14 protein-coding genes are annotated in these 21,093 nt (G+C 59.0%); 4 read left to right on the top strand and 10 right to left on the bottom strand.

The window, feature by feature from the left end; all coding sequences use genetic code 11:
* Positions 1-27: 27 nt before the first annotated feature.
* From KOSB73_RS08550 to KOSB73_RS08530, 5 genes are all read right to left on the bottom strand, one after another.
* A complete protein-coding gene (locus KOSB73_RS08550; RefSeq protein WP_098140388.1) occupies positions 28-1,422 on the bottom strand; it encodes a DUF3999 domain-containing protein in 1,395 nt (464 codons plus the stop codon).
* Entirely contained in the window at positions 1,419-4,070 is a 2,652-nt protein-coding gene (locus tag KOSB73_RS08545; RefSeq protein ID WP_098140387.1) for a DUF2339 domain-containing protein, read from the bottom strand. Before KOSB73_RS08545 ends, KOSB73_RS08550 begins: the two co-directional genes overlap by 4 nt.
* A 123-nt stretch (positions 4,071-4,193) precedes the next feature.
* Positions 4,194-6,062 (bottom strand): amidohydrolase, encoded by a 1,869-nt coding sequence (locus tag KOSB73_RS08540; protein ID WP_098140386.1) that lies wholly within the window; start codon positions 6,060-6,062, stop codon positions 4,194-4,196.
* A gap of 24 nt (positions 6,063-6,086) precedes the next feature.
* The gene (locus KOSB73_RS08535; RefSeq protein ID WP_004133964.1) at positions 6,087-6,632 is read right to left on the bottom strand and encodes an antibiotic biosynthesis monooxygenase; all 546 of its coding nucleotides are present in this window, start codon (positions 6,630-6,632) and stop codon (positions 6,087-6,089) included.
* A 136-nt stretch (positions 6,633-6,768) separates the two neighbouring features.
* On the bottom strand, positions 6,769-7,410 hold the full coding sequence (locus KOSB73_RS08530; protein WP_004133965.1) for a hydrolase: 642 nt from the start codon (positions 7,408-7,410) through the stop codon (positions 6,769-6,771).
* 291 nt (positions 7,411-7,701) lie between these two features.
* On the opposite strand from KOSB73_RS08530, the gene KOSB73_RS08525 reads away from it, so the two are divergent.
* A complete protein-coding gene (locus KOSB73_RS08525) occupies positions 7,702-8,604 on the top strand; it encodes a LysR family transcriptional regulator (protein ID WP_004133971.1) in 903 nt (300 codons plus the stop codon).
* On the opposite strand, the gene malZ is transcribed toward KOSB73_RS08525, so the two are convergent.
* The 5 genes from malZ to phoB form a co-directional block, all read right to left on the bottom strand.
* Positions 8,601-10,418 (bottom strand): maltodextrin glucosidase, encoded by a 1,818-nt coding sequence (gene malZ / locus KOSB73_RS08520; protein WP_098066545.1) that lies wholly within the window; start codon positions 10,416-10,418, stop codon positions 8,601-8,603. The genes KOSB73_RS08525 and malZ overlap by 4 nt on opposite strands.
* A gap of 152 nt (positions 10,419-10,570) precedes the next feature.
* A complete protein-coding gene (proY, locus tag KOSB73_RS08515; protein WP_049087374.1) occupies positions 10,571-11,941 on the bottom strand; it encodes a proline-specific permease ProY in 1,371 nt (456 codons plus the stop codon).
* A gap of 122 nt (positions 11,942-12,063) precedes the next feature.
* Complete coding sequence (gene brnQ / locus KOSB73_RS08510; RefSeq protein WP_049088783.1) at positions 12,064-13,383, bottom strand: branched-chain amino acid transporter carrier protein BrnQ; 1,320 nt, start codon at positions 13,381-13,383, stop codon at positions 12,064-12,066.
* A gap of 418 nt (positions 13,384-13,801) precedes the next feature.
* Positions 13,802-15,091, bottom strand: coding sequence for a phosphate regulon sensor histidine kinase PhoR (phoR, locus tag KOSB73_RS08505; RefSeq protein ID WP_064411224.1), 1,290 nt, complete (start codon positions 15,089-15,091; stop codon positions 13,802-13,804).
* A gap of 21 nt (positions 15,092-15,112) precedes the next feature.
* Positions 15,113-15,802, bottom strand: coding sequence for a phosphate response regulator transcription factor PhoB (phoB, locus tag KOSB73_RS08500; protein ID WP_004099401.1), 690 nt, complete (start codon positions 15,800-15,802; stop codon positions 15,113-15,115).
* A 294-nt stretch (positions 15,803-16,096) separates the two neighbouring features.
* Here phoB and sbcD point away from each other — a divergent pair, with 294 nt between their 5' ends.
* From sbcD to KOSB73_RS08485, 3 genes are all read left to right on the top strand, one after another.
* Positions 16,097-17,299: an exonuclease subunit SbcD gene (gene sbcD, locus KOSB73_RS08495; protein WP_049087371.1), complete on the top strand. Its 1,203-nt coding sequence runs from the start codon at positions 16,097-16,099 to the stop codon at positions 17,297-17,299.
* Positions 17,296-20,430 (top strand): exonuclease subunit SbcC, encoded by a 3,135-nt coding sequence (gene sbcC, locus KOSB73_RS08490; RefSeq protein WP_098140385.1) that lies wholly within the window; start codon positions 17,296-17,298, stop codon positions 20,428-20,430. The genes sbcD and sbcC overlap by 4 nt, the downstream gene beginning before the upstream one ends.
* A gap of 288 nt (positions 20,431-20,718) precedes the next feature.
* Positions 20,719-21,081, top strand: a complete 363-nt coding sequence (locus KOSB73_RS08485) for an NUDIX hydrolase (protein ID WP_049087369.1) — start codon at positions 20,719-20,721, stop codon at positions 21,079-21,081.
* The last annotated feature ends 12 nt before the right edge of the window (positions 21,082-21,093 follow it).

Below are 21,093 nucleotides of genomic sequence, written 5' to 3'. Positions count from 1 at the left end.
GGCTCGCAAACGCGAGCCTTTTTTGTTTTATACGGAGCCGCTTTTTTTCACTTCACGCCAGATGCGCCACGCCATCAGCGCCAGCACAACGACGCCAAATATCAGCGCTCCCCATACCAGCAGCGTTTTCCAGCTGCTCTGCTGCTCGGTAGCCGTCGTCGCCGTCAACCGCGCTTCGCCACCCAGCGTGACGTCTTCTTGCGCGACCGCCAGAGGGAGATCGTTCACCGCCTGCGTCTTACGCAGCGACGGCGGGATCAGCATGTCCAGGGCGACATCCGCCTTTTGCGCCGCCCGGTTTCCCCAGGCCAGCATATAGGGCCCTTTTCCCTGGGTATTAAAGACCAGTTGGTATTTATCGCGCGCCCCGCTTATCGCCGGCAGCGACGCCGATAAGCGGGCATTAATCGTCTTGATGCGAACAGCTTCAACCGGTTGACCTGACAGAGGAATATCGTCCGAACGCTTGCCGTCCAGCTGATACAGCACGGTTTTCGTCAGCGGCTGCCAGGGCTCATTTTCGCCGCTGCGCCAGGCGAGCTCGACCGGTAGAACCCCTTCGCCTGCCAACGATATTCTGAGCGAAGTCAGCGGCTGAGGCCGGGCCCAGCGCCAAACGGCCTCCTCATCTGAAACCCTGTGCGCCTGAGCATTAAGCTCAATGCGCGTAGACTCCGGTTCTCTGCGTTCCGCCAGGGCCGTCACGCTATTTAACGCCGGCGCCTTGCTTTGCGCATCGAGGATCAGCAGCAGGTAACGATTACCTTGCGCCGAGAGGGTCAGGCCGGCGCTAATGGTGTCCATTTTCAAACGATCGTTATCGCGCGCCAGATCCATGAGGGGCGCATCCTCCTGAACCGGATGCCAGTACTTCAAATCGCGGCTGGAATACAGCGACGCTTTCCCCTGCCAGTTAGCCGCCAACGATTCCCAGTTCAGCCGCAGTTGAGCCAGCGCGAAAGCGTCCGTCTTATCCACCGGCAGCGTCAGTAAATAGCTCTGCCCGAGCGCCTTTACATCCTCTGTTTCCAGGCGAATTTCGATCCCCGTGGTTGAGCGCAGAAGCAGCGACTCTACGCCGCGACGACTCTCCTCCCGCGGCGGAACCAGCGACATCTGCAGAGGGAATAGACGTAGCGCCATCGTCTCAGGCATCGCTGGCTGGACCTTCTGCGCCTGAAGAGCGAACGGTAGGGTCTCTCCCTGATGGTTGAATACCCGCACATCGCGCAAATCAGGCCAGGCCGTCCCCTGATATATCGTCGGCGGCAGCTCAACGCGGTACCAGGGCGACGCGCCGCTGGTTTCCAGCATCAGGCCCTGCCTGTAGTCCAGAGGCTGTTCTCGCGCCTCATCGCTACTGGCTGCCGTCCCCGCCGCGCCCAACAGCACGCCGCATAACACCGCTTTCATCCATTTCATTTCTTTTCTCCTGCTTTGGGCGGCAACGGGGAAAAATACCCGACGATCAACACCAAAATCGCCACGCCGATAAACGCAACAGCCCGCGCCAGCCCGCCGCCGCCTGCGCTATCCACCAGCATGAGTTTCACAATAACAATGCCTAACAACGCCGCGCCGCATAGCCATTCGCGGCGGGAAAGTCGCCGCGTCGCGCGCAGCATGACCGTCAGCGCCACCAGCGTCCAGACCAGAGCGAAAGTGGTCTGAATTAAACGCGAATGCCACAGCGGCGTGATACTCCAGGCCACCTCGCCGTACCAGGCCAGGGCGCGCAGCAGCAGGCCATTCAGCCACCAGAAGCCGAGCGCCAGCAGAGCAACGATGGGCCAGGGACGGCATACCGATAGCTGCAGCGGAAAATAACGCCGCGAAACGCGATAAAATATCGTCAGCCCAAGCAGCGCGAAAGCGGCGCCCTCTTCCAGCGGGTTAATCAGCGGCAAATAGGTCTGACCGTAGACCGTGCCATCCTGCACATTCGTCAGCATTAACAGGCATCCCAGCGCCACCGCCACCGGTATCATCGCCTGAGAAGCATACAGCGCAGGCCATACCCGGAATGGCCATACTTGCCGATGAACGGCTTCCGAGACGAGGAAAATCAGCATCCCGCCCGCCGCCATCATTAATCCGCTCGCCCAGGCCAACATGCCCCACGGCAAATCCTGGGTAAACCAAAACAGTTCCATTGCCAGCGCCAGAAAAATCATCCACAACAGCGACAGGTGGGCCAGCTTACTCAGGCGTGGCGGCAGTGAATGCCCATCACGCCAGAGCAGGGCCGCCGCCGCGGGTAGCGCCGCGCACCAGGCCAGATTTTGCCAGCCAGCAGCGAAAATCTGCTGCTGGGAGAGCTGGTAAAACAGCACCATCAGCATCATTGGCCACAGCAGCCATTTGCTCGCATCCAGCTCTTGCCAGGCCAAACGCGCGGCGGCCGCGCGCCAGCACCACACCGATGCCGCCAGCGCCGCCAGCACGCCAAAGACAATCTGCGCGTCTTTACTCAACGCCAGCTGCGATGCGCCGACAAGCGCCACCATCCAGAACAACAGGCCGCCGATAAGCAGCCCCCAACTGCCCTGCACCTGGACGGTTCGCCACAGCCATGCGGCCGTCAGCCAGCTCAGGCTGAGTACGGCGAAAATCAGCAGCAAAGAGAGCGGCGTGGCGCCATTCGCCTGCGCCCATAGCGCGCTGCCAACCGCCAGTACCAGTAACGCCGTACCGCTGTAGCTCATGCGTCGCTGCTGCTGTTGCACCCCCAGCCAGAGGATGCCAAGACCTTCCAGCGACCAGGCCATCGCGGTCCAGCGAGCCGACAGCGCCAGCGGGATGGCCAGCGTGGTAAAGGCACCGCCGAGCGCCAGCGCCGCCAGCACCAGCGGCTTCCCTAAAGAGGGGTAGCGACGCAGCGCCAGCCAGGCCAGGGCCAGATAGAAACCGCCGTAGCCCAGCGCGCTGAGCGCCGGCCCGTATGCCATGTGCCGGGTAATGGCGTACTGCATACCAAAGCCGACCAGCGGTGGCGCAAACAGCAGCACGCCGTCAATAATCTGACGACCTTTTTCCTGCGCCCGCAGCGACAGCGCCACGCTCAATACGCCAAAAATAAGCGTATTGGCGATTAAAAACAGCTGGCAGCTCAGGTAAAACGCTGGCCGATACTCATTCAGCCCCCACAGGCCGCCGATGCCAAAGGTAAACAGCAGACCAAGCAGATTAAGCTCGCGCCAGTGCTGGCGGATGCTGATGGCAAGAATGCCGACCGACAGCAGAAGATAGAAGGAGAACAGCGCCACATGGCTGCCGCCGCCGGTAGAGAGCAGCAGCGGCGCAAGATAACCGCCGAGGCTCGCCAGCATGGCCAGGCTGAGCGCCTTTTGCACAATCGCCAGTCCTACGCTCGCCGCGCAGATCGCCACCAGCAGCGCAAACGCCAGGGTCATCGGCAGCATCTGCCACAGGCGAAAGGCGCCAAAAACCGTGAGATAGAGCGCGCCCGTTGCCCCACCCTGCAAGATCAGGGCGTACACCGGTTGCTTATGCCGCAATCGCCATCCGACAGCCAGCAGGACGACCGCGAACAGCGCCGCCGCGACCAGACGTAATTCGAGGGGGAACAGAGCGTGTTCCACGGTATAGCGCAGCAGAAAGGAGAGGCCAAGAAACAGCAGCAGGATCCCGAGCTTCGCCAGCGGGTTGCCCTGCATAAACCAGGCTACCAGTGACGATATTATTCCGCCAAACGCGGAAGGCGGTTCGCTTTCGGGGGCAGATTTTACCGTTGGCTCTGGCTGCGGCGTTGGCTGCGCGCGCCACGGATCGATGGCTTCAGCCTCCGGCTCCGGCCGAGGCTCACTGGGCTCCGCCATCATCGCGTCAGCCGCGATAGCGGCCGCTGGCGTCGTCGGCGCGACGGCGGTGGCCTCTGCCGCAGGCGCCTGTTCGGCGCCGCGTCGCTCAAGCTCCTCAACCCGACGTCGCAAAGCCGCCAGCTCAAAACGGACCGCCGCGCTGCGCCTGAGGGCGACAATCGCGACGATCGGCGCAACCACCAGCCCGCAGAATAAAATAACACCGCCAAAGATCAGCAGATCGTCCATGTTCCCACCTTCACTCGTTGAAGAGGGAGCAGAATGACATAAATTGTCTTATCAGCGCTATCCGCGACAGATGAAAAACACAAATGAGGGCGTCACGCCCTCACCGGGTAAGCGCCTGGCGTTTTAAAACGCAAAGCAGGAGCAGCCAAGCACGCCCCAGAACGCCTGCTCATCGGCAACCGGAATCGACGATTTGCGCGCAATATCATGCTGATGTCCGTGCACGCCGCAGCTGCCGCAGCACTGGTGCATTTGCACGATCGCGCCGATTTTCGCGGCCGTCGGCGGCGCGGAACGGTAATGACCCGGAACCTTCACCACCGGCGACCACTCGGGCAGCACCGGAATAGGCGGCGGCGCCAGCGGCGAGAAGTGTCCGGCGGCGTACACCACTTTGCCGTCAACCACCGTCAGCACCGACTCGATCCCCTTAATTTCCTCTTCCGCGACGCTGAAATAGTCTTTAGAGAGCACCACCAGGTCGGCAAGCTGGCCTTGTTCAATGCGCCCTTTCTTACCCTGCTCGCTGGAAAACCACGCGCTTCCCGCGGTCCACAGCTCCAGCGCCACGTCGCGCGGCAGGCGGTTGCTGTCGTCGTACATCGCCATCCCGCCGACGGTACGCCCGGAAACCAGCCAGTAGAGCGCGGTCCACGGGTTGTAGCTCGCCACGCGGGTGGCATCCGTCCCCAGCCCCACCGGAACCCCCAGCTCGAGCATTTTGGCGACCGGCGGCGTGTGTTTGACCGCATCTTTCCCGTAGCGATCGACAAAATATTCGCCCTGGAAAGCCATACGATGCTGCACCGCTATGCCGCCGCCCAGCGCCTTAACGCGTTCGATATTACGCTCGGTGATGGTTTCCGCATGATCGAAGAACCAGTGCAGCCCGTTGAACGGAATATCGCGATTCACCTTCTCGAAGACGTCGAGCATCCGGCTGATGGATTGATCATAGGTCGCGTGCAGGCGGAACGGCCAGCGGTGTTCAACCAGATGGCGCACCACCCGCTCCAGCTCATCTTCCATCCCTTCCGGCAGATCCGGACGCGGCTGGAGGAAGTCTTCGAAATCCGCCGCCGAGAACACCAGCATCTCCCCGGCGCCGTTGGCGCGGTAAAAATCGGTGCCCTGTCCCGGCTTGAGCATATCGGTCCAGCGCTCAAAATCTTCCAGCTCCTGCTTAGGACGCTGGGTGAACAGGTTATAGGCGATACGTACGGTCATCTGCTCTTTGGCGTGCAGCTGTTCAATAATTTCATAATCTTCCGGGTAGTTCTGGAAACCGCCCCCGGCATCAATGGCGCTGGTCAGCCCCAGACGATTCAGCTCGCGCATAAACTGCCGCGTTGAGTTGACCTGAAGTTCCAGCGGCAGCTTCGGCCCTTTGGCCAGCGTCGAGTAGAGGATCATGGCGTTGGGTTTGGCGATCAGCATCCCGGTCGGATTACCGTTGCCGTCGCGAACGATCTCGCCGCCCGCCGGATCCGGCGTCTCTTTGGTGTAGCCCACCGCCTTCAGCGCCGCGCGGTTTAGCAATGCGCGATCGTACAGATGCAGGACAAATACCGGCGTATCCGGCGCCGCATCGTTAAGCTCCTCCAGCGTCGGCATCCGCCGTTCGGCGAACTGGAATTCGCTCCAGCCGCCGACCACCCGTACCCACTGCGGCGACGGCGTGCGATCGGCCTGATTTTTTAGCATCCGCAGCGCGTCCGCCAGCGAGGGAACCCCCTCCCAGCGCAGCTCCAGATTGTAGTTCAGACCGCCGCGGATCAGGTGCAGATGGGAGTCGTTCAGGCCCGGGATGACCGTATGGCCTTTAAGATCGATAATTTGCGTCCCGTCCGCGGCAAAGCTCATGATCCGATCGTGGCTACCGGCGGCGAGAATTTTACCGTCAGCGATCGCCACCGCATCGGCCAGGGGATTTTGACGATCGAGAGTATGAACCCGACCGTGGGTCAGGATCAGTGTGGCAGTTTGCGACATAACGCACTCCTTCAGGAGGCTGGCTCAGTTTTTCTTTAACCAGCCAGCAAACAGACGGGTCACGATGGGCATCCAGAACCAGACCACCAGCGCGACCACACAGGCATCATTGATCAGATGCAGCAACAGGCTTCCCTTCAGCGAGGGCAACAGTATTCCGGTTATCGACGGCACCAGGTTGGTGCTGGGGAAAATCACCAGCAGGGTGATTAAAAATTGCTTCCAGCGTCGCGGCTGGCGCACGTTCACCGCCGGCGGCGTAAACCAGAAGGCCGGTTCGGTACGGACTTCGGTTCGGTCGCCTTCGCTCAGCAGCGGCGCGATTTCCGCCACCAGCTGGCGGCGGGTCTCCGACTGGGTCCAGGCGTAAAGATGCTCAATGGTGTCGAAGCGAATAATCACGCTCCATAAATTCTGTCCGGGGGCTGGACGGATGACGTTTGCGCCAAGATGGCCGGGAAACTCTGCCGCAATCGGCATAATTTTGCCCAGCCACGCCTCATAACGTTGGCCATGCTCGGGGTCAAGCACATGGCTGATCACCAGGGTCACCGATTTCTGCTGCGCCATTAACAGTTCCTTGCTTCAGGGAATGGCGGGTTGTCCGCCGCCATTCGCTATACATGACCATACACAAAATCATTCATGCTGCGTCGGGGCGGACAAACCAAGCCAACAAAGAGGCAGCGTGAAGGATGAAGTGTATTTAAGCTTTACGCTCTGGCGCGCCATGCACCATGGTATAAGCGTAATCCACGCCCATCCCGTAGGCGCCGCTGTGCTCCCGCACCAGATCCATTACCGCGTCATAGGTCTCTTTACGCGACCAGTCGCGCTGGTACTCAAGCAGCACCTGCTGCCAGGTCACCGGCACCGCGCCGGCCTGTACCATGCGGTCAATAGAGCGCTCGTGGGCATCAACCGAGGTGCCGCCGGAGGTATCAGTCACCACGTAAACTTCATAGCCCGCGTCCAGCGCCATCAGCGCCGGGAAGGTCAGACAGACTTCCGTCCACAGCGCGGAAATAATCAATTTTTTACGCCCGGTGGCTTTTACCGCGGCAACAAAAGCCGCATCTTCCCAGGAGTTCATCGAGGTACGTTCAATGGGTTTCACATCAGGATGCACGGCCAGCAGTTCCGGCCAGATATAACCGCTGAAGCTTTTAGTTTCTACGGAGGTATAAATCACCGGAACATTAAAAATCTTGCCCGCTTTGGCTAAAGCCACCGTATTATTTTTGAGGGTCTGACGATCAATATTCGCCACGCCAAAAGACATTTGCGGCTGGTGGTCAATAAAAATAAGCGCCGAGTTAGCGGGATCAATCAGTTCACGAATAGACATAACTTATCCTGTTAATCAATGAGTTAAAAAGACACTATTGTTGCCGTTGTGCTGTCTGGATCCTGACTGATAAAGTATGGTGAGTATAGTCAGTAATTTCTAACGAGTTATTAAAGATTTTTTTATTATTTATTTCCAAAGCGAAAAGTTATGGCTATTCGATTAACCATTACAAGATCAGAGAAATTATGTTTATCAAATTTTTACGGTTAACCGTTCTAAATTATTCACTGGAATTGAACAGGGCGCTCCGGTAAAACGGGAGCACTCTTTTTTATCGGAAGTTGACGCATGCGCCTGAACCTTGAGGTCCTGTTGATTCTCGACGCGCTGGACAAACATGGATCTTTTGCCAGCGCCGCAGAATCGCTATTTAAAACCCCTGCCGCGCTGAGCTACATGATTCAAAAGCTGGAAAACGATCTGAATATCACCCTGCTGGATCGCTCCGGGCACCGGGCAAAATTTACCGATACCGGCAGAATGATGCTGGAGAAGGGCCGGTTGCTGCTGAACGCCGCCAAAGATCTGGAAAAACAGGCGGTACAGCTCAGCGCGGGTTGGGAGCGGGATCTGGCTATCGCCCTGGATGACTCTTTCCCGTTCAGCGCGCTGCTGCCGCTGATCGACGCGTTCTACGCCCAGCACCCGCAAACCCGGCTTAACTTTACCCACCATACCCTTGCGGGCTCGTGGGAAGAACTGACCCACAACGGCGCGGATATTATTCTCGGGGCGATCAATGAACCGCCTACGTCCGCCGAATGGTCGTGGAAAATGCTCGGCGCCATGGACAATATTTTCGTCATCGCGCCGGGGCACCCGCTGGCGGAAACCACCCAACCGCTGACTAACAAGCAGCTCAGCCTGCATCGCGCGGTAGTCATCAGCGACAGCGCCCGCTACTGTCATCCGCTCAACAGCAACCTGCTCGACGAGCAGCCGCAAATTCGCGTGGATGATTTCGCCAGTAAAGTCGAACTCTTGCGCGCCGGGCTGGGCTGTGGCTTTTTACCGCGCCATATTGCCCGGCCGTGGCTGGAAAAGGGCGAGCTGGTCGAAAAACCCGTCATCTCCTGTCGCGTGAAAGATATCACCTACATGGCCTGGCGCAGCGGCAATGACGGGCTGGCCCAGCGCTGGTGGCGCGAGGCCATTCTGCGGAGCGAAAGTCTGAACCAGCTCTATGCTTAGCGGCTAAACCAGACGCTGGCGGAGATTGCCGGTAGCGTCAGCACGCCGCCGTGCAGCGCGCCGGCGCCCTCTTTCAGCTGCCAGCCGTTGACGTCGAGCAGCGGCGAATCCTCTATCACCACCTCGCAGGCTTCGCCGCGGTTGATCGCCACCAGCACGCGCTGCTGCTTATAGACGCGCACGAACACCACCACATTATCTTCGGCATAAATCACCTGGCAGCCGCCGTAGCGCAGCGCCTGATGAGCCTTACGCAGCTTGCTCATCCGCTTGTACAGGTCGAGCAGATCGCCATCCTGCAACGCCGGATCCCATGGGAACGGTTTGCGGCAGAACGGATCGTTATTGCCGTCCACGCCCACTTCGTCGCCGTAGTAAATGCACGGTACGCCCGGCCAGCTAAATAGCCATACCACCGCCAGCGGCAGGCGCGCGACATCTTTACCCAGCAGAGACTTAAAGCGGGCGGTATCGTGGCTATCAAGCTGGTTAAACATCCGCAGCTGCTGCTGGTGCGACAATCCGGCGCGATAGTTGTCCATCCACGCCATGCAGGTCTGCGCATCAATTTTCTGCGGATCGTAGGAGATATCGGTGTTCGCGAGGAAGCCCCACAGCGGGAAGGTGAAGCCGCGGTAGTTCATCGCCGAGTCTTCAACGTCGGCCTGTAGCCACTGGCGCGCGTCGCCGAAATGCTCGCCGAACACGAAAGCGTCCGGCCGCTCCAGCTTCGCCGCCTGGGTAATGCCGGCGATATGACGCAGGTTATTGCGCGCCCCGCCCCCTTCGCCCAGCATGTGCACCACGTCCAGGCGCCAGCCGTCCATGCTCCACGGCGCTTTCAGCCAGTGGCGCACCACGCTATCTTCCCCACCGTAGATTTCATCAATCAGCGTCGACGAACGGTAGTCCAGCTTCGGCAGGCTGGCGTATCCCAGCCAGTCGTGGGCAACGCCCTCGGGGGAAAAATTATACCAGTCGCGCCACGGCGAATCGGCGTTATGGCAGGCGCCGCCGCTGCCGCGCTGGTGGCGGTCGAACCAGGCATGCGAATCGCCGCTATGGTTGAACACGCCATCGAGGATCAGACGCATCCCCTCTTTTTGCGTGTTGTGACGCAGGCGCAGCAGCGCGGCATCGCCGCCAAACTGCGGATCAACGCGGCGGTAATCTTCGGTATCGTATTTATGCACGCTGGGGGCGACAAACACCGGGTTCAGGTACAGCGCCGTGACGCCAAGCTGCTTCAGATACGGCAGCTTCTCGCTGATACCATCAAGATCGCCGCCATAAAAGGTGGAGCCGCCCGCCTCGGCGGTTAACGGTTCATCCCACGCTTTACGCACGATGTCGTGACCGGCGGCGTGATGGTAGTAAGTCGCATCCTGTTCCGCTTCGCGGGACTGGCTGCGCGCAAAACGGTCAGGGAAAATTTGATAAAACACCTGATCGGCCACCCACTGCGGTCCGCTGTCCGGCAGATCGACCGCAAACTGCTCCAGCCTCGCCGGCGGAAAGCGGTTGAATCCCTGCGGCGTGAACCACAGCTGGCGATCGGCCCACAGCAGCTTGAAGCTGTAGCGTCGACGCGGCTGTCCGTTGACGAGGTTGATTTCCCCGCGCCACGCTACCACGCCCGGATGCGGCGCCTGCCGCAGGCGGTGCATCGGCAGAGACAGCTCTTCGTTATCCTCTTCCGCGCGTAGGGTCACCCGCGGCGGCAGATCGTCGCCGCTCAACCATAGCGTAATCATCAGTCGTTCCTGCTGTTCCTTGATAAACGGAGCAACCGGGAGGTGCCATGCCTTCAACATTGTTATTCCTCTCTTTGCAGAATGGGCACACCTTGCCACAGCGTACTGGCGTATGACTCATCATCGGCAGAATTATTGGGGGAGGATGGCGGGGGTGGAGGGATCGCTTGCCGGATAGCCTGAGCGTATCCGGCAAAAAGAGAAGTAAATGACTACGCTTTCGCCAGCTTTCGCTCGCGGCGGGTTTTAAACTGCCAGCCAATCAGCAGCAGGATAATCCACGCAAAGCCGACGTACAGCGAGATGCGGGTATCGGGGTGGTAGCCAATCAGCCCGATAATAAAGACCAGGAACAGCAGGCCAATCACCGTGGTCGTTACCCCTCCGGGTACCTTGAATTTAAGCGCCTTCGCCTCTTCCGGCGGCAGACGGCGGCGGAAGGCGATCTGCGACAGCAGGATCATAATCCACACCCAGACGGTGGCGAAAGTGGCCAGCGAGGCGATCACCAGGAAAACGTTCTCCGGCATAATATAGTTAAGATAGACCGCGAACAGCAGCGCGATGGTCATCACCATCACCGTCACCCACGGCACCCCGCGACGTGAAGTTTTCGCGAACATTTTCGGCGCGCTGCCCTGCTCCGCCATGCCGTGCAGCATACGCCCCACGCCAAAGACGTCGGAGTTAATCGCCGACAGCGAAGCGGTCAGCACCACAAAGTTCAGGATGCTGGCGGCAAAAGTGATGCCGAGATGCTGGAAGGTTAAGACGAACGGGCTGCCGTTGGTCCCGACCTGGTTCCACGGATAGATAGACATAATCACAAACAGCGTACCCACGTAAAACACCAGGATACGCATCGGCACCGAGTTAATGGCGCGCGGAATGGATTTCTCCGGATCTTTCGCTTCGCCGGCGGTGATACCGATAATCTCAATGCCGCCGTAAGCGAACATCACCATCTGCAGCGACATCACCATCCCCAGCCAGCCGTTGCTGAAGAAGCCGCCGTTGCTCCACAGGTTGTGGATGCCGGTCGGCTGCCCGCCGTTGCCAATACCCCAGATAATGATGCCGAAACCGGCGAGGATCATGATGATAATGGTGGCGACTTTGAAGAAGGAGAACCAGAACTCCAGCTCGCCGAAGACCTTCACGCTCATCAGGTTGACGGCGCAGATAATCAGGACCACGCTGAGCACCCAAATCCAGTGCGGTACCGCCGGAAACCAGACGCCCATATAGATGCCGAAGGCCGTGACGTCGGCGATGGCGACAATCAGAATTTCAAAACAGTAGGTCCAGCCGGTGATATAGCCCGCCAGCGGGCCAAGGTAATCCTGCGCGTAGCGCGAGAACGAGCTGGCGGCCGGGTTATGCACCGACATCTCGCCCAGCGCGCGCATAATAATGTAGGCCGCGACGCCGCCGATAATATAAGCCAACAGAACGCTCGGACCCGCCATTTTAATCGCGTCAGCCGAACCATAGAAAAGGCCGGTACCGATTGCCGACCCCAGCGCCATAAAGCGAATATGCCGGGTACTTAGCCCGCGCTTAAGCTTGTTACTACTTTCCATCGTGTTCCATGCCGTTTTTCTCCTCTGGACTTCGCGGGGCAAAGGACAAAGGAGGGTGACCAAAAAAACAAAAAACCACGGGACCTGAAGTCCCGTGGTTAAACACCTGTGTAAAGCGTCGGTTAGTGCGCGCTGGAAGTCACCTGACGTCCTGCTGCGCGATCCCAGATAACGGCCAGAATCACCATCACGGCGGTTGGCATCAGCCAGGCCAGACCTTGCTCCGCCAGCGGCAGACGCGCGGTCCAGGACGGCATAATATCTGCAAACGCCGACGCTTTAATGCCGTCAATGATACCAAACATCAGGCTGATAAACATTGCCGGGGCGATAACGCGGGACGAATTATGCCACCAACCGCGGGTAAAGCTTAATACAACCAGTGCGATACACGGCGGATAGATAGCCGTCAGCACCGGAATCGAAATCTGAATCAGGTGGCTCAGACCGAGGTTGGAAACCGCCATCGAAAACAGGCCGAGGATAAACACCAGCGTACGGTAGGAGAACGGCAGGTACTGGGCGAAAAACTCCGCGCAGGCGCAGGTCAGGCCCACCGCCGTCACCAGACAGGCGATAAAGATCAGCGCCGCCAGCATAAAGCTTCCCGCGCCGCCGAAGGTATGCTGGACGTAAGCATGGAGAATCGCCGCGCCGTTAGCGGATTGCTCAACCAGCGTGCCGCTATCTGAACCTAAACGGAACAGCGCCAGGTACAGCAGCGTCAGGCCCACGCCGGCCATCAGGCCAGCCCACACGGTGTAGCGGGTCAGCAGGCGGGCTTCGGTCACGCCGCGGGAACGCGCGGCGTTGACAATCACGATACCAAAGACCATCGCGCCCAGGGTATCCATAGTCAAATAGCCGTTGACGAAACCGTTCGAGAAAGGCGCGGTACGGTAGGCTTCCATCGCGTGGCTCAGCGGACCGGCGGGCCAGACGATGGCCGCAACGGAAAGAATAATCAGGGCGATAATTTTCAGCGGCGCGAGGAAATTCCCCACGGTATCCAGCAGTTTGCCCGGGTAGAGCGAAACGAGGATCACCAGCGCAAAATAGATAACGCTGTAAATCAGCAGCGGCAGCGCGCCGTCACCGGTCAGCGGCGCAATCCCCACTTCAAAAGAGACGGTGGCGGTGCGCGGCGTCGCGAACAGCGGCCCAACGGCAAGATAGCAGACCACCGCCAGCAGGATACCGGCGACTTTACCAATCGGCGTGCTCAGGCTCTCTACGCCGCCGCCGACCTTCGCCAGCGCCACGACCGTTAGCACCGGCAGACCCACGGCGGTAATCAGAAAGCCAATAGCCGCGGTCCAGACGTGTTCGCCGGCCTGTAAGCCAACCATCGGAGGAAAGATAATATTGCCTGCGCCGACGAACAGCGCGAAGGTCATAAAGCCCAACGCAATGATGTCGCGAGATTTTAACTGATGGGTCATAAATTCATTACAGCCTGTGGATGTGGTGTTGTAAAAACGGATTTATACCGCGCCTTTCCCCTGGGGATGATACAGCGGCCATTGTCAGTAAACTCAGCGGGATATGCTCCCAAAGCGGCGTGGAAAAGAATAGTTTTTTGAATTACCACGCAAAAACAGTCTGTCTGCGACCGTAGGGGGGCAATTTAAACGCTTATAACGTTTTAAAGCAAGGAGGGATCGCAAAAGCAGATGATTATGCTAACTCTATTTTAATGATTAGCATCATTAGCCAGAAGGATAGAAAACATCTGGCTTATCATGCGAACAAAAAAGCAGCTAACGTTCGTTAATTACGCAGCTGTGATGGCGCTGCAAACGAAAATGACCAGCCGAAGCTGGTCATTGGCAAGGAATGCTGACACTCACCCGTCCGGGTTTAATTTTTGGCAATTAAACGTTCCGGTAATAAGAAGCTAAAGCGGGTGCCTTTGCCGACCGCGCTCTCGATCTCAAGGCGGCTATCGTGATGGCTGACGGCATGTTTGACAATCGCCAGCCCCAGCCCGCTGCCGCCGGTTTGCCGCGAACGCGCTTTATCCACCCGGTAGAAACGTTCGGTCAGGCGCGGAATATGCTCCGGCGCGATGCCTGGCCCGTTATCCTCGACGCTGAACAACGCGCCGTGCGGCGCCCGCTGCCAGGTTACGGTAATCACCGTTCCCGCCGGCGTATGGTTGACCGCGTTATACACCAGGTTGGAAATCGCGCTGCGCAGCTGTTCCTCATTACCCAGCACTTTTAGCGAGTCATCGACCGAAAAATGCAGCTCGTGCTTCTGCTGGCTTAGCGTTTGCGCCTCGCGCTCGACGACCCGCAGCATCATCGGCACGTCGATTTTATCGTTCATCGCCAGTACCGGCGCGGCTTCAATGCGCGACAGCGTCAGCAGTTGCTTCACCAGGCCTTCCATACGCTGGGTTTGTTCGCGCATGGTGTGTAACGCTTTTTCGCGCGTTCCCCCTTCCAGCACCTGCTCCTGCATCATCTCCAGATACCCCTGCAGCACCGTTAACGGCGTGCGAAGTTCATGGCTGACGTTGGCGAAAAAGTTACGCCGCGCCCCTTCCAACTGGTGCATCTGCGTGACATCGCGCGCCACCATCAGCAGCTGTTTGTCGCTATAGGGCATCATGCGAATTTCCAGATGGCGGCCATTATTCAGCACCAGATTGAGCGGCTTGGAAAAGTCGCGGTATTTCATGTAATTAGCAAATTCAGGATAGCGCAGGAGGTTGAGGATATTCTGCCCGTTATCGTCGGGCCAGCGCAGATTAAGGATCTGCTGGGCCAGGCCGTTACACCAGAACATCGCGCCTTCTTCGGTGGTCAGCACCACCGCGTCCGGCAGGGACTCCGCCCCGCTGCGAAAGCGCTTAATCAGGCTTCCCAGCTCACGGCGGCGCTTTTTATTACGCATCTGCATCTGGTGCAGACCGTACAGCAGTGGTTCCCAGCTGCCGCTACCCGGCGGCGGCGTCATGCTGCGGTCGACCCACAGCCACCACGACAGGCGCATCAGATTCCAGAAATGCCAGATAAGAAGACCGGTCACTGCCGCCAATAAAAACCACGGCAGATGACCTAAAAACGCCCCGAGGATCAGGGCCGGGATACAACATAAGAAAAGCTCAAGCGCCAGCCTTTTCCATGACAGCCGTTCCAGCACGGTTCACACTCCTGTCAGCATTCAGAAACGGGCGGAGAAACGATATCCCGTACCGCGAACCGTTTGTACCATCCGGTCATGGCCGCTATGTTCCAGCGCTTTGCGCAGACGGCGAATATGCACGTCTACCGTTCTGTCTTCTACATATACGTTGGTGCCCCAGACGTGATTCAGCAGCTGTTCGCGGCTATAGACCCGCTCAGGGTGCGTCATGAAGAAGTGTAATAATTTAAATTCCGTCGGCCCCATATCCAGCGGATTTTCGCCGGTCATCACGCGATGCGAAGAAGGGTCGAGGCTCAGCCCCTGCATTTCAATCACCTCTTCCACCGCCATCGGCGAAATGCGCCGCATCACGGCTTTAATCCGCGCCACCAGCTCTTTCGGGGAAAACGGCTTGGTGATGTAATCATCCGCACCGGTCTCCAGGCCGCGGACGCGATCTTCCTCTTCGCCGCGGGCGGTCAGCATCACCACCGGAATGTCACGGGTCATCGCTTCTCGCTTGAGCTGTTTAATAAACTGCAGACCCGATCCACCCGGCAGCATCCAGTCAAGGAGGATTAAATCAGGCCAGGGTTCATTGAGCTGATTGACCGCGCTGTCAAAATCTTCCGCCTCGACGGGCTGAAAGCCGTTTTGCTCCAGAACAAAGCAAACCATTTCGCGGATTGGAGCTTCATCTTCAACGACCAGAATTCTTCTCGCCATTATTTACCCTGTATTTTTTAGCCATCAGTATAGAAGTGCGCGGCCATTATGCGTCAGATTTATGACAGATTTATGAAAAAAAAGACCGCCAGATGAACGCGGATTTCGCATTGTGACACGGACTTAACTCACCGAAGAGCGGCGTTATCCTCTCAATAATTCACGTGGCTTAGCGTCAGCCCCACAAGCACAGGTAACCAGATGGTTGAGGTGAGCGCGCGTAGCCAACACATAAGCAACTTGAAGTATGACGGGTATATAATGCCGCTTACGCTTTTTCGCTATGGAACAACTATGCGCATCCTTCACACCTCTGACTGGCATCTTGGGCAAAATTTTTACAGCAAAAGTCGCGCCGCCGAACATCAGGCGTTTCTCGACTGGCTGCTGGCCAGCGCGCAGGAGCATGATGTTGACGCCATTATTGTCGCGGGCGATATTTTTGATACCGGCTCGCCACCGAGCTACGCGCGCGAGCTGTATAACCGCTTTGTCGTTCAGCTGCAGCAGACCGGCTGTCGGCTGGTGGTGCTGGCGGGAAACCACGATTCGGTCGCCACCCTAAACGAGTCGCGCGACATTCTTGCGTTCCTGAAAACCACGGTGGTGGCCAATGCCGGCCACGCGCCCTTTATTCTGCCGCTGCGCGACGGTACGCCGGGGGCGGTTTTTTGCCCGGTACCGTTCCTGCGTCCGCGTGAACTGGTGACCAGCCAGGCCGGGCACTCCAGCGGCGAGAAGCAGCAGCAGTTGCTCAACGCCATCAGCGACTACTACCAGCAGCAGTACCAGCAGGCCTGCGAACTGCGCGGCGACCGGGCGCTGCCGATTATCGCCAGCGGCCATTTAACCACCGTCGGCGCCAGCAAAAGCGACGCAGTTCGCGAAATTTATATCGGTACCCTCGACGCCTTCCCGGCGAACCGCTTTCCGCCCGCCGACTATATCGCGCTCGGCCATATTCACCGGGCGCAGGTGGTCGGCGGCTGCGAGCATATTCGCTACAGTGGCTCCCCGATTGCGCTGAGCTTTGACGAAACAGGGAAAAGCAAAAGCGTCAATCTGGTGACCTTTAGCGCTGGCCGCCTGACGGACGTCACGCCGCTGATCGTGCCCATCACCCAACCTCTGGCGGTCTTAAAGGGCGATTTCGCCAGCGTTAGCGCCCAGTTGAACCAATGGCAGAATAACGACCAGCAGCCCGCGGCATGGCTAGATATCGAAATCACCAGCGATGAATATATGCATGATATCCAACGGAAAATCCAGGCCCAGACCGAAACGCTGCCGGTAGAAGTGCTGCTGGTGCGCCGCAGCCGCAGCCAGCGCGATCGCATTCTGGCGGGCGTTCAGCGAGTCACCCTTAGCGAACTGCAGGTGGAGGACGTTTTCGCCCGCCGTCTGGCGCTGGAAACCCTGGAAGAGGCGCAGCAGCAGCGCCTGGAACAGCTCTTTAATGAAACACTGCATAGTCTCAACGGTGAGGATCGCCTGTGAAAATTCTCAGCTTACGCCTGAAAAACCTCAACTCACTCAAAGGCGAATGGAAAATCGATTTCTCCGCTGAGCCCTTTGCCAGCAACGGATTGTTCGCGATTACCGGGCCAACCGGCGCCGGCAAGACCACCCTGCTGGACGCTATCTGCCTCGCGCTTTATCACGAAACGCCGCGCCTGAGCAGCGTGTCGCAATCGCAAAACGATCTGATGACCCGCGACACCGCCGAATGTCTGGCGGAAGTGGAGTTCGAAGTCAAAGGCATCGCCTACCGCGCCTTCTGGAGCCAGAACCGGGCGCGAAACCAGCCGGACGGCAATTTACAGGTTCCGCGCGTCGAGCTGGCGCGCTGCGAGGACGGCAAAATCCTCGCCGATAAGGTCAAAGATAAGCTGGAACTGACCGCCTCGCTCACCGGCCTGGACTATGGCCGCTTCACCCGCTCAATGCTGCTGTCGCAGGGGCAGTTCGCCGCCTTCCTCAACGCCAAACCGAAGGAGCGCGCCGAGCTGCTGGAAGAGCTCACCGGGACCGAAATTTACGGCCAGATTTCCGCCCAGGTCTTTGAAAAACATAAGCAGGCCCGCGTCGAGCTGGAAAAAATCCAGGCGCAGGCCTCCGGCGTCCTGCTGCTGAGCGAGGAGCAACAGCAGGCGCTCCAGCAAAGTTTGCAAGCGCTTACTTGCGAAGAAAAACAGCAGGTTAGCGAACAAACCCGGTTGCAAAACGCCCGTCAGTGGCAGATACGCCGTGAAGAGCTGACGGCAGAAGATCTGCGGGCTCAAACCGCGCTACGCGAAGCGCAATCTGCGCTGGAGCAGGCCCAGCCGCAGCTTAGCGCGCTGCTGAATGCGCAGCCCGCGGAGCGCTTGCGCCCGCAGTGGACGCGTCAGCTGGAGCAAACCGCCGCGCTGGCGCAAACCCGCCGCCAGAGAGAAGAAGTAAATACTCGCTTACATGACCGATTGCGGCTGCGGGCGGGTATTCGCCTCGCCGCCCGGCAGCAGTATGAGCAACTTCACAGCCGTCAGCAAACGCTGTCCGTATGGCTTAAAGAGCATGACCGCTTTCAGCTGTGGGGCAACGCGCTGGCCGGCTGGCGTGCCGCTTTCCAGCAGCAGGCTCGCGATACGCAGCAGCAATCCGCGGTACAACTGCGCCTGGCGGAAACCCACCGCAGGCTAGGCGAACTGCCGCCCGCCGGGCTGACGCTGGATGCCGAACAGGTTAGCGCCGGGCTCGCGCAGCACGCTGCGGCCCGCGCTCTGCGTCAGCAGCTCGCTGCGCTGCATGGTCAGCTGCAGCCGCTGGCTCAGCGGCTATTGCAGCTTGATGCCGCCGGGCAGGCCAGTAAGCAGGAGCAGGAGCGGCTGGAAGCCACGCTGGCTCAGCGCCGTCAGGCCTATAAAGAAAAGCATCAGCAGTTCAGCGATGTGAAAGCCCTCTGCGAAATGGAAGCCCGTATTGCCGGTCTTGAGACCGAACGTGCTCGCCTGCAGCCCGGCTCCCCCTGCCCGCTTTGCGGTTCCGCGCAGCATCCGGCCGTCGCCGAATATCAGGCGCTGGTTCCCGGCGTAAACCAGGCGCGGCGCGATGCGCTGGAGCGCGAAGTTAAGCAGCTGGCGGAGGCCGGAGCGCTGGCGCGCGGCGAGCTTGACGCTCTGATCAAGCAGCAGCAAAAAGAGGCCGCCGAGAAAGCATCGCTTCTGCAGCAGGAGCAAGCGCTTACATCACGCTGGCAGGAGACCATCGCCGGATTAAATATTGACCTGACGCCAAAGGATGATATTCCGGGCTGGCTAAACGCGCAGCAGGAGCATGAACAGCGGCTGTATCAGCATCAGCAGCGTCTGGCCTGGCAGGCTCAGCAGCAGGAGTGCCAGCAGCAGCTCCAGCAGCTACAGCGGGAACAACAGCAGCGCAGCGCTGCGCTGGCGGCGGAGCTGAGCGCATTTGCGCTGGACTTACCGGCTGTCGGGCAGGCCGCCGGCTGGCTGGCGCAGCGGGAAGAAGAGACCCGCGGCTGGCAGGCCAAACAGAATGAACGGCTCGCCCTGCAGGAACAGATCCAACAGCTGGCTCCGCTACTGGAGGCTTTGCCGGAAACGGACTTAGCGGCGGAACCCGCGCCGCTGGACAGCTGGCGCCAGGTGCATGACGACTGCCTCGCGCTCCAGAGCCAGTGGCAAACCCTGGGGCAGCAGGAGAGCCAGCAGCAGGCACAGCTGAAAGAGAGCGAAGCGCAGTTCAGCGCGGCGCTGGCCGCCAGCCCGTTCGCCGATCGGCAGGCGTTTCTCGCCGCGCTGCTTGATGAAGAGACGCGCCAGCGCCTTGAACGCCTGAAGCAGACGCTGGAAAACGCGCTCCAGCAGAATCAGGCGCTGGCGCTGCGGGCCCGCGAGGCGCTGGTGAACCATAGCCAGCAGCCGCCGGCGGACGCGGACATCGGCCAGCCACCTGAACAGCTACAAGAAAAGCTTCAGCAGCTGACCTCGCTGCTGCGGGAAAACAGCGCCCGCCAGGGAGAGATTCGCCAGCAGCTGAAGCAGAATGCCGAAAACCAGCAGCGCCAGCAGTTGTTACGCCTGCAGATGGAACGCGCGGCCCAGGAAGTGGAAGACTGGGGGTGGCTGAACTCGCTTATCGGCTCCCGAGAGGGCGACAAATTCCGTAAGTTTGCGCAAGGCCTGACGCTGGATAACCTGGTATGGCTGGCCAACCACCAGCTTAACCGCCTGCACGGCCGCTATCTGCTGCAACGCAAAGCCAGCGATGCGCTGGAGCTGGAGGTGGTCGATACCTGGCAGGCGGACGCGGTGCGCGATACACGGACCCTTTCCGGCGGCGAGAGCTTCCTCGTCAGCCTGGCCCTGGCGCTGGCGCTCTCCGACCTGGTCAGCCATAAAACGCGGATAGACTCGCTGTTTCTCGACGAGGGTTTCGGCACGCTGGACAGCGAAACCCTGGATACCGCGCTGGACGCGCTGGACGCGCTTAACGCCAGCGGCAAAATTATCGGCGTCATCAGCCACGTCGAAGCGATGAAAGAGCGCATCCCTGTGCAAATTAAAGTTAAAAAAATCAACGGGCTGGGCTATAGCCGCCTCGATAAAGCTTTCGCCGTTGAGTAATTCTCCCCCTCCACTCCTTCCCTGAAGATCTCTCCCCGCGGGGAGAGATCGCCGCACCCTGAGAAATGACGCGCTTCCAACGGCCCGGCGCAGTACTCATTGCCATCCCATTCACGATTGATCTTGATCATGCACGAACATGCATGATATTTTATCTATCAGCTTAGCAAAGGCCGTTTTCATTTGCTTTCGTGCAAATTCATGCATAAAAATAGTCTATGACGGAACGGACAACGGGAAGGAAGCCTTCAATAGCATTCCCATTCACGCATCAAGAAGGTCATAAATATGCAAAGTTTACTTATTTTGATCGCCGGCCCGGTACGCAGCGGCACCAACAATCGCGCGGAACTTATCGAGGCTAATCTGCACAATATGGCCCAGGTTGCGCTACGCGTTTACCAGAAAGGGCATATTCCCGTGGTCGGCGAATGGCTGGCGTTACCCGTCGCTAAAGCGGCGGGCTCCAAAACAATTGGCGATGCGATTAGCGAAGAGTATCTCTACCCCGTCGCTCACCGTTTAATTAGCCGCTGCGACGCTATTTTGCGCATGCCGGGCGAATCCCGGGGAGCGGACCTGGATATTGAGGAAGGCAAAAAACGAGGGCTGGCGATTTACTCTGCTCTTGAGGAGATCCCGGAGCGGTAACCCGCTGCGCCG

Source organism: Klebsiella grimontii (assembly GCF_900200035.1).
Classification (GTDB): Bacteria; Pseudomonadota; Gammaproteobacteria; order Enterobacterales; family Enterobacteriaceae; genus Klebsiella; species Klebsiella grimontii.
Note: the sequence above shows the minus strand (reverse complement) of the source record. Positions and strands in the feature narration are given on the sequence as shown.